This window comes from Streptomyces sp. NPDC014864 (assembly GCF_043081525.1).
Classification (GTDB): Bacteria; Actinomycetota; Actinomycetes; order Streptomycetales; family Streptomycetaceae; genus Streptomyces.
This window is the reverse complement of sequence record NZ_JBIBWT010000007.1, coordinates 311,335-324,496: the sequence shown is the minus strand read 5'-3', so window position 1 is coordinate 324,496 and position 13,162 is coordinate 311,335. Positions and strand designations below refer to the sequence as shown.

Below are 13,162 nucleotides of genomic sequence, written 5' to 3'. Positions count from 1 at the left end.
GTTTACTGACTCTCCGGGCGGTGGTGCCTCGGGGCGAGCGGGGCGGGGCGGCTCACGCGGCCGCCTCCGGGGCCGGCGCGCTGCGCAGCCGACGCGCCTGCACGGTCAGGCGGGACGAATCGCGCCGGGTCGTTCACGTCGACGTTGGTCGTGCCGTGCCCCACCTCGCCGCTGTCGAGGCCGGACCGCAGCACGTCCAGGCGTGCGTACACCCCGCCGCAACCGGAGAAGGCTCGCCCCGGTGGTGACCGGCAACGGCGACCGGCTGCGCTTCGAGTCCTGTCGGCCCGCGGTGGACTCAGGCACGGAGGGTCGGCGATAGGCCACGGCCTGCACAGATCGCGTCATGGGAAAACCGTAGAAGCGACCCCTGACAGTCGGCTCTGACCGGCGAAAACATCTCGCTGTCGGGGGAGCTGGGAGGGGCGGCCCGGGGGCGCACCGGGAGATGACGCCGGTGCGCGGCCCGGGGGAGAGGCTACGGGAGTTACTGGCCGACCCGGCCCGGCTGGAGCGTCTTTGTGAACAGGACGGTGCCGTCCTGCTCGCGCAGCCGCACCGTCAGCTCGCCGTTGTCGCCGTCGATGTCGACCTCGCCGAAGAACTGGTAGCCCTCGGCGGGCGAGACGTTCGCGACGCTCGGCGCCTTCACGAACACCCGGTCCGGGCCGAAGGTGCCGTCCAGGGCGCTGGCCGGGAAGGCGCCGGCGTTGAGCGGGCCGGACACGAACTCCCAGAACGGCTCGAAGTCCTTGAAGGCGGCCCGCGACGGGTCGTAGTGCTGGGCCGAGGTGTGGTGGACGTCCGCGGTGAGCCACAGCGTGCCGGTGATCCGCCGGTGCTTGACGAAGCGCAGCAGCTCCGCGATCTGGAGTTCGCGGCCGAGCGGCGCGCCCGGGTCGCCCTGCGCGACCGCCTCGAAGTTCGGCCTGCCCTCGACCCCGTCGGGCACGACCAGGCCCAGCGGCATGTCCGCGGCGATGACCTTCCACACCGCGCGCGATCGGGCGAGCTCCCGCTTGAGCCACTCCAACTGCTCGGCGCCGAGGATGCCCTGCGGGTCGGTCGTCCGGTCGTCGGGCGAGTTGGCGTCGCGGTAGGTGCGCATGTCGAGCACGAACACGTCGAGCAGCGGGCCGTGGTGGACGACCCGGTGGATCCTGCCGTCCGGGCGTCCGGAGAGGGTGGAGACGGGGAAGTACTCGGAGAAGGCCTGCCGGGCGCGGAGCGCCAGGTCGTCGAGCCTGGTGCCGGCCGGGTAGGGGGTGCCGGGCCCGATGACCTCGCCCGGGTACCAGTTGTTGCGGACCTCGTGGTCGTCCCACTGGACGATGTTCGGCACCTGGGCGTTGAACCGGCGCAGCGCCGCGTCCAGCAGGTTGTAGCGGAAGTTGCCCCGGAAATCGGCGAGGGTGACCGCGACGTGCGACTTCTCCTCGGTGGTGACGTTCCGGTACACGTCCCCGTTCGGGAGTGTGGCGGTGGGCTTGATGGGTCCGTCGGCGTAGACGTTGTCCCCGCTGCACAGGAAGAAGTCGGGATCCAGCTTCGCCATGGCGTCGAAGATCCGGTAGCCGCCGATGGACTCGTTGATGCCCCAGCCCTGTCCGGCCAGGTCGCCGGACCACACGAACCGGACGCCCTGACGGCGCCGTGCGGCGGCCGTGCGGAACGTGCCGGTCACCGGTTCGCCGGTGCGGCGCGGGTCGTCCGGGTCGGCCAGGAGCACGCGGTAGTGGATCTGCTCGCCCGGCGGCAGTCCGCGCAGCCGGGTCGTGCCGGTGAAGTCCGTGTCCGCGCCTATCAGGGGACCCTGCCACCTGCGCGGATCGCGGAACGACTCCGTGGCGGACGTCTCCACGACCATCCTGGCCGGGCGGTCCGCCCGCACCCACACCAGGCCGGAGTCGGCGGTCACGTCTCCCGCCTGCACGCCCCAGTCGGCCCGGGGGCGGCCGGACAGGGCGAAGGCCGGTGCCGCGCCGAGGGCGCCGGGCAGGGTCAGGGCCGCCGACGCGGCCAGCGAGCCGCGCAGGATGCTGCGGCGACCGGGCAGGGGACGGTGGGACATGAGGACGCCTCCGGGGACGGGGTCCGGCCAGTGTGCAGAGCCACACCTACTGGTGCGGCGCGGCGCGCACGGAAACCACGGGTGAACAACCGCCCGCGCGAGCAGGGGAACTGGCGCGCCGTCGCGGACACGGGGCCCACCCGGAGTCGCCCTGGGGTCCGGCGCGCCCGCGCGGGCCGTGCGGCGGTCAGCGACTGCCGTCGAGGATCACCCGTGCGACCAGGGCGGGGTCGTCGTTCATCGGGACGTGCCCGCAGCCGGGCAGCCGCACCAGCCGCGCGCGGGGGATGATCTGCTTGGCCCGCACCCCCTGCCGCCGCACCAGCAGTCGGTCCTTGGTGCCCCAGGCGATGGTGACGGGGACGCCGACGACGTCGTCGGTGAACTGGACGGTGACGCCGGCCCGCAGCGTGTCCTCGAAGCCGGTCGCTCCCGCCAGCGCGAGTGTCTCGGCGACCACGGCCTCGGGTGAGCGCCGGGCGGGCCGGGCGTAGATGGTGCTCGTCAGGGCCGTACGGCCGGCCGCCGTGCGCGCGAGCCGCTCCACCAGCGGCAGCGGCATGCGGCGCGCGATCTGCCGCATGCCGAGCAGCACGCCGAAGGCGTAGCGCCGCTCGGCCTGCGTCCAGAACCCGGCCGGGGACAGGGCCGTGACGGACCGTACGAGCTTCTCCCGGCCCAGTTCCAGCGCCAGCAGGCCGCCCAGGGAGTTGCCCGCCACATGGGGCCGCTCGATCTCCAGCGTCTCGCACAGGGCACCGAGCGCGGCGTTCATCGTCGGCAGGTCGTGCCGCAGTCCGCCGGGCAGCGCGGGGGAGGCGCCGAAGCCGGGCAGGTCCACGGAGATCACGTCCCGCTCGGCGGCGAGCAGGTGGACGACCGGATCCCAGGCCTGCCGGTGGTGGCCGATGCCGTGCAGCAGGAGCAGCGGCGCACCGCTGCCCACGCGCGCGTAGGAGAGGGTCACGGTCCGCGGGCCGTGCTCGGTGGGGACGTCGAAGGACACGGTTGCGGACATGGATGCTCCTCGTCGGGGGATCGCCGGCCAACGCCTCGTAGACAGCTTGTCAGCAATTACTACCGACGGGTAGACCCGAGTCTCGCCGTCATGTCATGAACATGGCCTGCGCGAACGCCTCGTGAACGCTCGGCGGCACCGCGTCCGCGCCGCCCGCGGGGGGACGAGGATTGGTCTTGACCAAGGGTGGGGGCCGCCCTATGGTCGCAGACAAGTACAACAACCTTTAATAAACAAGGGCGCTAAAACGCCGCCGTACCAGGGCGATTGCGGAGGACAGGGTGGGGACCACGCAGTTGGAGACGGTGCCGGAGCCTAAGTACTGGCATCTCAAGACCGTGCTCAGTGAGGCACTGGACTCGGAGTTCTCGGTCGGCGAGATCCTGCCCAACGAGCGGGAGCTCGCGGCCCGTTTCGGCGTCGCCCGCGCCACGCTCCGCCAGGCCCTGGAGCAGCTGGAGCTGGAGGGCCGGCTCCAGCGCCGCCGCGGCGTCGGCACGACCGTGGCCCCGCCCCGCGTCGGCGTCGCAGTCGGCACCGAGCAGCACACCTGGCCGGGGGCGGCCAATGACGCCTGGCAGGCCGTGGACTGCGCGCGGGAGGTCCCGCCCGCGGCCGTCGCCGCCGCCCTGGAGACCGGCCGAGAGGAGGCCGTCCACACGCTGCGCCGGTCCCGTGTGAGCCACGGACAGCCGGTGGCGGCGGAACTGCTGTACATCCCGGCGTCGTCGGTGGCTGACCTCACCGCGATCGACGCGCCCGAGGGGCCCGCACGCGCGCGTGCCGTGCTGCGCGAGCTCCAGCGCCTGGAGCTGGAGGGGCAGGCCCGCGCGGTCGAACTGGGCTCGGCCCGCGCGGACGACGCCAGGGAACTCGACCGGCTGCCCGGCGCGCCCGTCCTCGTCGTCACGACGCGGTTCTTCGCCGAGGGCCGCACCGCCGCGCTCTCGGTCGCCACCTACCGCGCCGACACCTGCCGCCTCACCTTCGGCGACTCGGGCGGCGTGGAGATCCACGACGGCCCGGAGCGCCGGGCGTCCTAGGCCCCGGCCGCAGCGCCGGCCGGCGACCCGGGCCCCGGTGCAGACGCCCCGCGTCCTGGGCGCCCCTGGGTGTGCCGGGGTGCTGGACGTTCTGGGGTCCGGGTGTGCCGGGGCGCCGTACGTTCTGGGGTCCGGGTGTGCCGAGGTGCTGGACGTTCTGGGGTCCGGGTGTGCCGGGCCGCCGTAAGTCCTGGGGTCCGGGTGTGCTGCCCGGCGCCTTACGCCCTGGGGCCCGCGTGTGCTGGGCCGCCGTACGTTCTGGGGCCCGGGTGGTCCGGGCGCCGGACGTCCCAGCACCAAGGCGCACCGCCGCCTGACGTACCGGCCTCCCGCCCGCTGACGCCGGCCCCGACTTCGCCCGTGGCTCAGCGGCGGGCGGTGACCGTGCCCTCCACCGCGAACAGCTGCTCCTCGACGTGGTCGAGGGCCAGCCGCAGCGCGCCCGTCGCGACGGCCGCCTCGCCGAGCAGCGAGAGCGTCACCCGCGGCGGGCGCAGGCAGTAGCGGGCCAGTTCGCGCCGCAGCGGTTCCAGTACGCCGTCCAGACCGGCGGCCCAGCCTCCGATGACGACCAGCTCCGGATCCAGGGCCAGCACGAGTGCCGCCACGTCGTGGACCAGGCGCCGGATGAACCGGTCCACCGCCGCGCAGGCCCGCTGGTCGCCCTCGCGGGCCAGCGCGAACACCTCGGCCACCGCCTGCTCGTCCAGCGGGTGCAGCGGCTGGTCCGTGGTCGACAGCAGCGTCTCGGGCGTCGCCTCCCTGCCCAGCAGATGCAGCGCGCCGATCTCGCCGGCCGCACCGCCGTATCCGCGGTGCAGCCGCCCGCCGATCAGCGAACCGGCTCCGGGGCTGAGTCCGGCCAGGACGAAGACCACGTCGTCCGACTCGGTGGCGGCGCCCTTCCAGTGCTCGGCGACCGCGGCGGCGTTGGCGTCGTTCTCGACGAGGACCGGGCACTTGAAGGAGCGGCGCAGCCGCTCGCCCAGGCGCAGGCCCGTCCACCCGGGCAGCGCCGTCCCCAGCCGTACGGTGCCGTCCGCCTCCACGATCCCCGGCGTGGCGACCCCCACTGCCCGCAGCGACCCGCGTGCCACCCCGCCCCGGCGCAGCAGTTCGGCGACCGCGCCGCGCAGCCGCTCCAGGCGCTCGTCCGCGCCGGCGGTCTCGTCGACGTCCTTGGCCTGGGCGCCGATGACGCGGCCGTCCAGGTCGGCCAGCAGCGCGGCCACCCGGTGCGGGCCGATCTCGAGACCGAGCAGATGCCCGGCCTCGGCGCGGAACCGGAACCGCCGGGCGGGCCGGCCCTGGCGCCGGGCGGCGCCCTCCTCGGCGGCCTTCTCGACGACGAGCCCGGCCGCGATGAGATCCTCGACGACGCCTTCGACGGTCGGCCGGGACAGTCCGGTCACGCGGGTGATCTCGGTGAGCGTCGCGCAGTCCGTGGCCCGCAGCGCGTGCAGCACCACCGCGGAGTTGATCCTTCGCAGCAGCGAGGGATCCCCGCCGGTCAGCCGCCCCACCGTCCGTCCTCCCAGCTCGTGCGCGTGTTGGCCGGATCGTACTCGGCACCGGCCGGGGCAGCGAGAGCCGGGCCGCCGCGCGAGCGGGCGGCGCCCCGGCCGCCGATCGTCCCGCGTGCGCAGCGGCATGCGACGCTCAGCCCGGCGCCACGAACCCCGACTCGTACGCCGTGATACCGCCTGCGTGCGGTCACGTGCCCCGAAGCTGGCCAGGACGGCGCTCACATGCGACTTCACCGTCTCCGTGCCGACGACGAGCCGGCCGGCGATCTCGGCGTTGGACAACCCCCCGGCCATCAGGCGCAGCACCTGGGCCTCGCGGTCCGTCAGCCGGGCCCGCCCCAGCGCCGCGCGGGCCGCCCGGTTTCCCTCTCCGTCGCCGTAGCGGGCGGCGAGTTGCCGCACCGGGGCGGGGAACAACAGGGACTCGCCCTCGGCGACCAGGCGCACCGCGTGCACGATCTCCGCGGGCCGGGCCCGTTTCAGCAGGAAGCCGTCGGCACCCGCGCGCAGGGTCTCGTACAGCGCCGGCACCCAAGGAGTCGATATGTCGATGAACAGCCACACACTGACGATCAGCATGGGCACCCACAGACGCAGCAGGCGCGTGTACGTCGTGCCCCGCGGCAGCGGGCGCAGGATGCGGACCATGCGGGCACCGTGCCAGCGGCCGCGGACGCCGGACCTCCCCCGGCGGGGGAGAAGGTACCCACCGCAGGGGGGAGGAGCCCAACCCGGCCGCTCCGCCACGCTGTTGCCATGACAAGCATCGACGTCCACGAGCTCCCCAAGGACTACGGCGCCCGCAGAGCCGTCGACCACCTCACCTGGATCCGCTCGTTGCTGGGGGCCGAGGAGGCCTGGCCATGTCGCGCACGCCCGTGATCCACTCCGAATGGATCAAGATCCGTACCCTGCGGTCGCTGCTGGGAGCCCTGTGCGGGGTCCTTCTTCTCACCACCGCGTTCACGGCGCTCGGCGCCCTCGACCCCGGAGGGACCGACACCGACCGGTTGTACCCGGCCTTCTTCGGCGTGCCCTTCGGGCAGGTCGCGGCGATCGCCGTCGGCACGACGGCCGTTCGGCCGAGTTCCACGACGGTGCGCTGCGGGTGTCGTTGGCGGCGGTGCCGCGACGGCAGCGGTGGTCGCGGCCAAGGCGACGGCGCACCGCTGGGACGGGGACCTGGGGCCGTGGGCCGGGCTCGCGGTGACCGCGCTGTGGACGGCGGCCGCGCTGCTGGCGGGGGCGTGGAGTCTGCGGCGCCGGAACGCCTGACACGGTCCCGCCCGCCGATGTCCCGCCGACCGATGTCCGGCCGACTGACGCACCGCCAGTTGTCAGTGCCGGCCGGTTTACTGGAACGCATGGACATCGAGCAGTGCCTCGTCACGATCGATCTGCTGTGCGGCCGGGACTTCCCCGAGCAGCGCGGCAGCACGGGCCGAGGCTCGGCCGGACCCGGCTACCTCACGGCGGAGCTGGCGGCGAGTCACGGGCTGCGGGCGGGCGACGGCGCGGAGCGGGAGGCGGTGGCGGACGACTTCCGTGCGTGGATGGAGCTCGTCGCGGACCGGCTGAACGGCCGGCTGGGGCAGGCCGAGCACCTGGGGCTGGTGACGCTCGGCGTGCGCATCGCGCGCGGCGAGGAGATACCCGAGCCGTGGGCCCTGCTCAGCCATGTGGTGCGGGACGTGTACGTATGGCCTCCGCGGCGGCGCGACCGGTGGGTCGCCCTCGGTGTCGCCGATCTGGACGACGCGGACGAGGTGCACCTGCTCGTCGCCGTCACCGACACGGACCCGCCCTGACCGGACCCGCCTCGACTGGACGCGTCCTGACCGGACTCGCCCTGGGCGGACCCGCCCTGACCGGACGCGTTCCACCGGATCCGCTCAGACCGGCCCCGCCCCCTGCCGTCCGCGTCCCGGCCGGTTACGCCTCCGCCGCCGCCCTTAGCCGGGCGAACTCGTGCGCCATCGTCTCCGCCGTCCAGTGCGCGTTCAGCCCGCTCGGATTGGGCAGCACCCATACGCGCGTGCCGCCGATCGTCCGCGCCTGCGGCCCCACTTGGGCCGTGCGGTCGCCGAAGGCCGCCCGGTACGCCGTCACCCCCACCACCGCCAGCCACCCAGGCCGCAGCCGCGCGACCTTCACCTCCAGCAGCCGCCCGCCCTCGCGGTACTCCTCGGCGGTCAGCTCGTCGGCCCGCGCCGTGGCCCGTTCCACCACGTTCGTGATGCCGAGCCCGTACGACAGCAACTCCCGCTGCTCCGCCGGTGCCAGGAGCCTCGGCGTGAAGCCGGACAGGTGCAGCACCGGCCAGAAGCGGTTGCCGGGGCGGGCGAAGTGGTGGCCCGTCGCCGCCGTCATCAGGCCGGGGTTGATGCCGCAGAAGAGCACCCGGAGGCCGGCCGCGACCACGTCGGGCACGAGGCGGTCGCGGGCGGCCTCCAGCTCGGTCCGGGTGAAGCGCGTCAGAGGATCGCTCCCGGGGTGTATCCGGCCGCCTCCGGGTGCCGCTTCACGATCGCCTCGACCCGCCCGACGACCGTGCCGACCTGGTCGGCCGCCGCTCCGGTGAAGGAGAGCTTGTCCGCCATCAGCGCCCGCAGCTGCTCGTGGTCCAGCGGGAGGCGGCCGTCGGCGGCGAGCTTGTCCAGCAGGTCGTTGCGCTCGGCGCCCTGCTCGCGCATGGCCAGCGCCGTGGCCACCGCGTTCTCCTTGATCGCCTCGTGGGCGACCTCGCGGCCGACACCCGCGCGCACCGCGCCCATCAGCACCTTGGTGGTGGCCAGGAACGGCAGGTACCGGTCCAGCTCGCGGGCGATCACCGCGGGGAAGGCACCGAACTCGTCGAGCACCGTCAGGAAGGTCTCCAGCAGACCGTCCAGCGCGAAGAACGCGTCCGGCAGCGCGACGCGGCGCACCACCGAGCAGGACACGTCGCCCTCGTTCCACTGGTCGCCGGCCAGCTCGCCCGTCATGGACGCGTAGCCGCGCAGGATCACCATGAGACCGTTGACACGCTCGCAGGAGCGGGTGTTCATCTTGTGCGGCATCGCCGAGGAGCCCACCTGGCCCGGCTTGAAGCCCTCGGTGACCAGCTCGTGCCCGGCCATCAGCCGGATCGTCTTGGCCAGCGACGAGGGGGCGGCCGCCAGCTGCACCAGCGTCGTGACGACCTCGTAGTCCAGGGAGCGCGGGTAGACCTGGCCGACCGACGTGAAGGCCTGCGAGAAACCGAGGTGCCCGGCGATCCGCCCTTCCAGTTCCGCCAGCTTCGCGGCGTCGCCGCCGAGCAGGTCCAGCATGTCCTGAGCCGTGCCCACCGGGCCCTTGATGCCGCGCAGCGGGTAGCGGGCCAGGAGCTCCTCCACCCTTCCGTACGCGACGAGCAGCTCGTCGGCGGCGGTCGCGAAGCGCTTGCCGAGGGTGGTGGCCTGGGCGGCCACGTTGTGCGAGCGGCCGGCCATGACCAGCTCGCCGTACTCGGCGGCCGCCTTGGCCAGGCGGGCGAGGACGGCCACCGTGCGGTCGCGCATCAGCTCCAGGGAGAGCCGGATCTGCAACTGCTCGACGTTCTCCGTCAGGTCGCGGGAGGTCATGCCCTTGTGCACGTGCTCGTGCCCGGCGAGGTCGTTGAACTCCTCGATCCGCGCCTTCACGTCGTGCCGCGTCACCTTCTCGCGCTCGGCGATGGAGGCGAGGTCGACCTGGTCGAGGACGCGCTCGTAGTCGGCGAGCGCCGCGTCGGGCACCTCGATGCCCAGGTCCTTCTGGGCCCGCAGCACGGCGAGCCAGAGCTGCCGCTCCAGCCTCACCTTCTGCTCGGGGGACCAGAGCGTGGCGAGCTCGGCGGAGGCGTAGCGTCCGGCGAGGACGTTCGGGATGCGGGGCTTGGCGGGCGCAGAAGTCACGTGGACGGATTCTACTGGCGATTCGTGCAGGCCAGCGCCACGGGGGTATTCGTCGGAAGCTACGAGAGAGCGCGGGGGCGTGCGGGCCGGCCCGCTCCCGTGTCCGTCCTGGCTAGAGGACCCGGTCCTCGTACGGCAGCAGCTCGGGGCGCTTCGCCGGGCGGCCGTCGCCGGAGGAGCGGCCGGTCAGCCGCCGGCCTATCCACGGCAGCAGGTGCTCCCGGGCGAAGCGGACGTCCGCCGTCCGGCGGGCGACCCAGTGCAGGGGCGCGGTCGGCGGCATGGGGGTGTGCCACTCGGGGTCCTCGGCGGAGTACCCGAGCGCCTGCCACACCGCCTCGGCGACCCGGCGGTGCCCCTCGGCGGTGAGGTGCAGCCGGTCCACGTGCCACAGGCGCGGATCGGCCAGCGAGGGCGCCCCGTACAGGTCGACCACCACCGCGCCGTGCCGCTGGGCCAGCTCGTCGACGCAGGCGAACAGCTCCTCCATACGCGGCCGGAAGCGCTCCAGGACCGGGCCCTGGCGGCCGGGGCTGCGCATCAGCACGAGCCGCTCGCAGGACGGCGCCAGCCGCTCCACGGCCTCCGTGAGCAGATCCCGGACCCGGCCCATGTCGCACTTGGGGCGCAGGGTGTCGTTCAGCCCGCCCACCAGGGTCACCACGTCCGCGCGCATGGCCGCCGCGACGCCGACCTGCTCGTCGACGATCTGCTGGATGAGCTTGCCCCGCACGGCGAGGTTGGCGTAACGGAACCCGGGGGTGCGGGCCGCCATCCGGGTGGCGAGGAGGTCCGCCCAGCCTCGGTAGGAACCGTCGGGGAGCAGGTCCGACATGCCCTCGGTGAAGGAGTCGCCGACCGCGACCAGGCTGGTGTACGTGGGATTCGTCTGCATGGCGTGAGCGATGGTATCCCGCGCGGGACCGTCCATACCAAGCGGTCGGTCCGCCTCCGCCGACCCCGCGTGGAAAGCCTCGCCCACCCCCGCGGGCCGGGCCCCACCCCACCCGCCGGCCGGGCCTTCTCCTCCGCAGGCCGGGCCTCGCCCACCCCGCCGACCGGATTTCGCCGCCGGCCGGGCCTCGCTCACACCTGCTGGCCGAAGAGCTCCCTCAGCACGTCCTCCATGGTCACCAGACCGGCCAGCCGCCCGTCGGACCCGAGCACGGCCGCCAGGTGCGTACGGCTGCCGCGCATGGCCGTGAGCACGTCGTCGAGCGGTGTGCTCTCCCGGACCCGGGCGATGGGCCGCATGTCCTGCAACCGGAACGCCTCGTCGCGCGGGGAGGCGTCCAGGGCGTCCTTGACGTGCAGATAGCCCACGATGCGGTTGTCCTCGTCCACCACAGGGAACCGGGAGAAGCCGGATTCGGCCGACAGCCGCTCCAGCTGCTCCGGCGTCACGCCCACGCGGGCGGAGACGACGCGCTCCAGCGGGACCACCACGTCGCGCACGGGCCGCCTGCCCAGTTCCAGCGCGTCGTGCAGCCGCTCCTGCGCCCGGTCGTCGATGAGCCCCGCCTCACTGGCGTCCCGGACGATCTGGGCCAGCTCCGTGTCCGTGAACGTCGCCGAGACCTCGTCCTTCGTCTCCACCCGCAACAGCTTGAGCAGGCCGTTCGCGAAGGCGTTCACCGTGAAGATCACCGGGCGCAGGGCCCGGGACAGCGCCACCAGCGGCGGGCCGAGCAGCAGCGCGCTGCGCACCGGCTCGGCGAGCGCGATGTTCTTCGGCACCATCTCGCCCAGCAGCATGTGCAGATAGGTCGCCAGCGTCAGCGCGATCACGAAGGACACCGCGTGGCCCGCGCCCGACGGCACGCCCAGCGTGTGGAACACCGGCTCCAGCAGATGCGCGATGGCGGGCTCGGCGACCACACCGAGGACCAGCGTGCACAGTGTGATGCCGAGCTGTGCGGCGGCCAGCAGCGCGGACACGTGCTCCAGCCCCCACAGCACGCTCCTCGCGCGCCGGTCGCCCTCCTCGGCGTACGCCTCGACCTGGCTGCGGCGCACCGAGATCAGCGCGAACTCGGCGCCCACGAAGAAGGCGTTGACGACCAGGGTCGCCAGACCGATCAGGATCTGCACGGCGGTCACCGGCCGTCCCCCTTCGCCTCGTGCTTCGCCTCGTGCTTCGCCTCGTGCCGCTCCCGGTGGCCGTCCCGGTGCTCGTGCGGTGCGTCGTCGAGCGGTGCGTGCAGCAGGACGCGCGCGGCGCGGTGCCCGGTCGCGTCCACCACGTCCAGCCGCCACCCGGCGACCTCCAGGGTGTCCCCGGTCCGCGGTATCCGGCCCAGCTCGGTGGCGACGAGGCCGGCGAGGGTCTCGTACGGGCCCTCCGGCACCCGCAGGCCGACGCGTGCGAGCTGGTCGACGCGCGCGGAGCCGTCCGCCGAGTACAGGGCGCGGCCCTCCTCGTCGGCCCCGGCCGGGGCGAGGTCGGGTGTCTCGTGCGGGTCGTGCTCGTCCCGCACCTCGCCGACGACCTCCTCGACGATGTCCTCCAGCGTCACGACGCCCGCCGTGCCACCGTACTCGTCGATGACGACCGCCATCGTGCGCTTGCCCGAGAGACGGTCCAGCAGCCGGTCGACGGTCAGCGACTCGGGGACCAGCAGGGGCTCGCGCATGATCTCCGAGACGGGCATGAGCCTGCGCCGCTCCGCGGGCACCGTCAGGCAGTCCTTGATATGCGCGACGCCGACCACCGAGTCCAGGCTTCCCTGGTAGACGGGGAAGCGGGAGAGCCCGGTCGCCCGGGTCGCGTTCGCCACGTCCTCGCAGGTGGCCTGCGCGTCCAGGGCGACCACCTGCACGCGCGGTGTCATCACGTTCTCCGCGGTCAGGTCGGCGAGGTTGAGCGTGCGGACGAACAGCTCGGCGGTGTCCGCCTCCAGCGCGCCGAGCCGGGCGGAGTGCCGGGCGAGCGCGGCCAGCTCCTGGGGGCCGCGCGCGGAGGCCAGCTCCTCTGCGGGCTCCACGCCGAGACGGCGCACCACCCGGTTCGCCGTGTTGTTGAGATGGGCGATGAAGGGACGGAAGGCGGCGCTGAACCAGCGCTGCGCATTGCCCACCCGCTTGGCCACCGACAGCGGCGAGGAGATCGCCCAGTTCTTGGGCACCAGCTCGCCGACGACCATCAGGAACACCGTGGACAGGGCAGTGCCCAGCACCAGCGCCACCGAGGTCGCCGCGGAGCCGGACATGCCGAGCGACTCCAGCGGGCCCGCGATCAGCGTGGCGATCGACGGCTCGGCGAGCATGCCGACCACCAGGTTGGTGACGGTGATGCCGAGCTGGGCGCCGGAGAGCTGGAACGTCAGATTCCGTGCCGCCTTGAGGGCGCCCGCGGCACCGCGCTCGCCTCGCTCGGCCGCTCGCTCCAGGGCGCCGCGATCGACGGTCGTGAGCGAGAACTCGGCCGCGACGAAGGCGCCGCAGGCCAGCGACAGCAGGATCGCCACGAACAGCAGGAGCACTTCGGTCATCGGGTCACCCCTGTCCCATGGTCGGACAGGGCAGTCGGAAGCGCGCGGGGTCGCGCACCGGGAGGCTCGCCCATCGGCGGACGCTCACAACCTTTC

At 73.6% G+C, this 13,162-nt stretch carries 11 protein-coding genes and 2 pseudogenes; 4 read left to right on the top strand and 9 right to left on the bottom strand.

All coding sequences use genetic code 11. From position 1 onward, the window contains the following. Positions 1 to 487: 487 nt before the first annotated feature. Positions 488 to 2,071, bottom strand: a complete 1,584-nt coding sequence (locus ACF1A5_RS15785; protein ID WP_392193410.1) for an alkaline phosphatase D family protein — start codon at positions 2,069 to 2,071, stop codon at positions 488 to 490. Positions 2,072 to 2,258: 187 nt separating this feature from the next. Beyond that, positions 2,259 to 3,089 carry an alpha/beta fold hydrolase gene (locus ACF1A5_RS15780; protein ID WP_392193409.1) on the bottom strand — a complete coding sequence of 277 codons (831 nt, stop codon included), beginning with the start codon at positions 3,087 to 3,089 and terminating at the stop codon, positions 2,259 to 2,261. A 281-nt stretch (positions 3,090 to 3,370) separates the two neighbouring features. On the opposite strand from ACF1A5_RS15780, the gene ACF1A5_RS15775 reads away from it, so the two are divergent. After that, positions 3,371 to 4,132 carry a GntR family transcriptional regulator gene (locus ACF1A5_RS15775; protein WP_392193408.1) on the top strand — a complete coding sequence of 254 codons (762 nt, stop codon included), beginning with the start codon at positions 3,371 to 3,373 and terminating at the stop codon, positions 4,130 to 4,132. 365 nt (positions 4,133 to 4,497) lie between these two features. Here the strand turns inward: ACF1A5_RS15775 and ACF1A5_RS15770 are convergent, their stop codons facing one another. Together ACF1A5_RS15770 and ACF1A5_RS15765 are read right to left on the bottom strand one after the other, a co-directional pair. Continuing rightward, entirely contained in the window at positions 4,498 to 5,655 is a 1,158-nt protein-coding gene (locus ACF1A5_RS15770; RefSeq protein ID WP_392193493.1) for an ROK family transcriptional regulator, read from the bottom strand. Positions 5,656 to 5,838: 183 nt separating this feature from the next. Then, positions 5,839 to 6,237, bottom strand: a pseudogene (locus ACF1A5_RS15765) (DNA-binding response regulator); the annotation flags it as partial. Positions 6,238 to 6,414: 177 nt separating this feature from the next. Here ACF1A5_RS15765 and ACF1A5_RS15760 point away from each other — a divergent pair. From ACF1A5_RS15760 to ACF1A5_RS15750, 3 genes and pseudogenes are all read left to right on the top strand, one after another. Next, positions 6,415 to 6,540, top strand: a complete 126-nt coding sequence (locus ACF1A5_RS15760; protein ID WP_392193407.1) for a hypothetical protein — start codon at positions 6,415 to 6,417, stop codon at positions 6,538 to 6,540. Then, positions 6,522 to 6,933, top strand: a pseudogene (locus ACF1A5_RS15755) (hypothetical protein). The gene ACF1A5_RS15760 and the pseudogene ACF1A5_RS15755 overlap by 19 nt, the downstream one beginning before the upstream one ends. Positions 6,934 to 7,022: 89 nt before the next feature. Then, complete coding sequence (locus ACF1A5_RS15750; protein ID WP_392193406.1) at positions 7,023 to 7,466, top strand: hypothetical protein; 444 nt, start codon at positions 7,023 to 7,025, stop codon at positions 7,464 to 7,466. A gap of 124 nt (positions 7,467 to 7,590) precedes the next feature. Here ACF1A5_RS15750 and mug read toward each other — a convergent pair whose 3' ends face one another. From mug to ACF1A5_RS15725, 5 genes are all read right to left on the bottom strand, one after another. Continuing rightward, positions 7,591 to 8,136, bottom strand: coding sequence for a G/U mismatch-specific DNA glycosylase (gene mug / locus ACF1A5_RS15745; RefSeq protein ID WP_392193492.1), 546 nt, complete (start codon positions 8,134 to 8,136; stop codon positions 7,591 to 7,593). Further along, positions 8,133 to 9,575: an adenylosuccinate lyase gene (gene purB, locus ACF1A5_RS15740; protein WP_392193405.1), complete on the bottom strand. Its 1,443-nt coding sequence runs from the start codon at positions 9,573 to 9,575 to the stop codon at positions 8,133 to 8,135. The genes mug and purB overlap by 4 nt, the downstream gene beginning before the upstream one ends. A gap of 112 nt (positions 9,576 to 9,687) precedes the next feature. Then, positions 9,688 to 10,470, bottom strand: coding sequence for an SGNH/GDSL hydrolase family protein (locus ACF1A5_RS15735; RefSeq protein ID WP_392193404.1), 783 nt, complete (start codon positions 10,468 to 10,470; stop codon positions 9,688 to 9,690). 191 nt (positions 10,471 to 10,661) lie between these two features. Further along, positions 10,662 to 11,675, bottom strand: coding sequence for a hemolysin family protein (locus ACF1A5_RS15730; RefSeq protein WP_392193403.1), 1,014 nt, complete (start codon positions 11,673 to 11,675; stop codon positions 10,662 to 10,664). Then, a complete protein-coding gene (locus ACF1A5_RS15725; protein WP_392193402.1) occupies positions 11,672 to 13,066 on the bottom strand; it encodes a hemolysin family protein in 1,395 nt (464 codons plus the stop codon). The genes ACF1A5_RS15730 and ACF1A5_RS15725 overlap by 4 nt, the downstream gene beginning before the upstream one ends. Positions 13,067 to 13,162 lie beyond the last annotated feature (96 nt).

What these genes read in the sequence shown, in the direction of transcription:
- ACF1A5_RS15780 (WP_392193409.1), bottom strand. Translation starts at nt 3,089, where the DNA reads ATGTCCGCAACCGTGTCCTTCGACGTCCCCACCGAGCACGGCCCGCGG.
- ACF1A5_RS15725 (WP_392193402.1), bottom strand. Translation starts at nt 13,066, where the DNA reads ATGACCGAAGTGCTCCTGCTGTTCGTGGCGATCCTGCTGTCGCTGGCC.
- ACF1A5_RS15750 (WP_392193406.1), top strand. Translation starts at nt 7,023, where the DNA reads ATGGACATCGAGCAGTGCCTCGTCACGATCGATCTGCTGTGCGGCCGG.
- ACF1A5_RS15785 (WP_392193410.1), bottom strand. Translation starts at nt 2,071, where the DNA reads ATGTCCCACCGTCCCCTGCCCGGTCGCCGCAGCATCCTGCGCGGCTCG.
- ACF1A5_RS15760 (WP_392193407.1), top strand. Translation starts at nt 6,415, where the DNA reads ATGACAAGCATCGACGTCCACGAGCTCCCCAAGGACTACGGCGCCCGC.
- ACF1A5_RS15735 (WP_392193404.1), bottom strand. Translation starts at nt 10,470, where the DNA reads ATGCAGACGAATCCCACGTACACCAGCCTGGTCGCGGTCGGCGACTCC.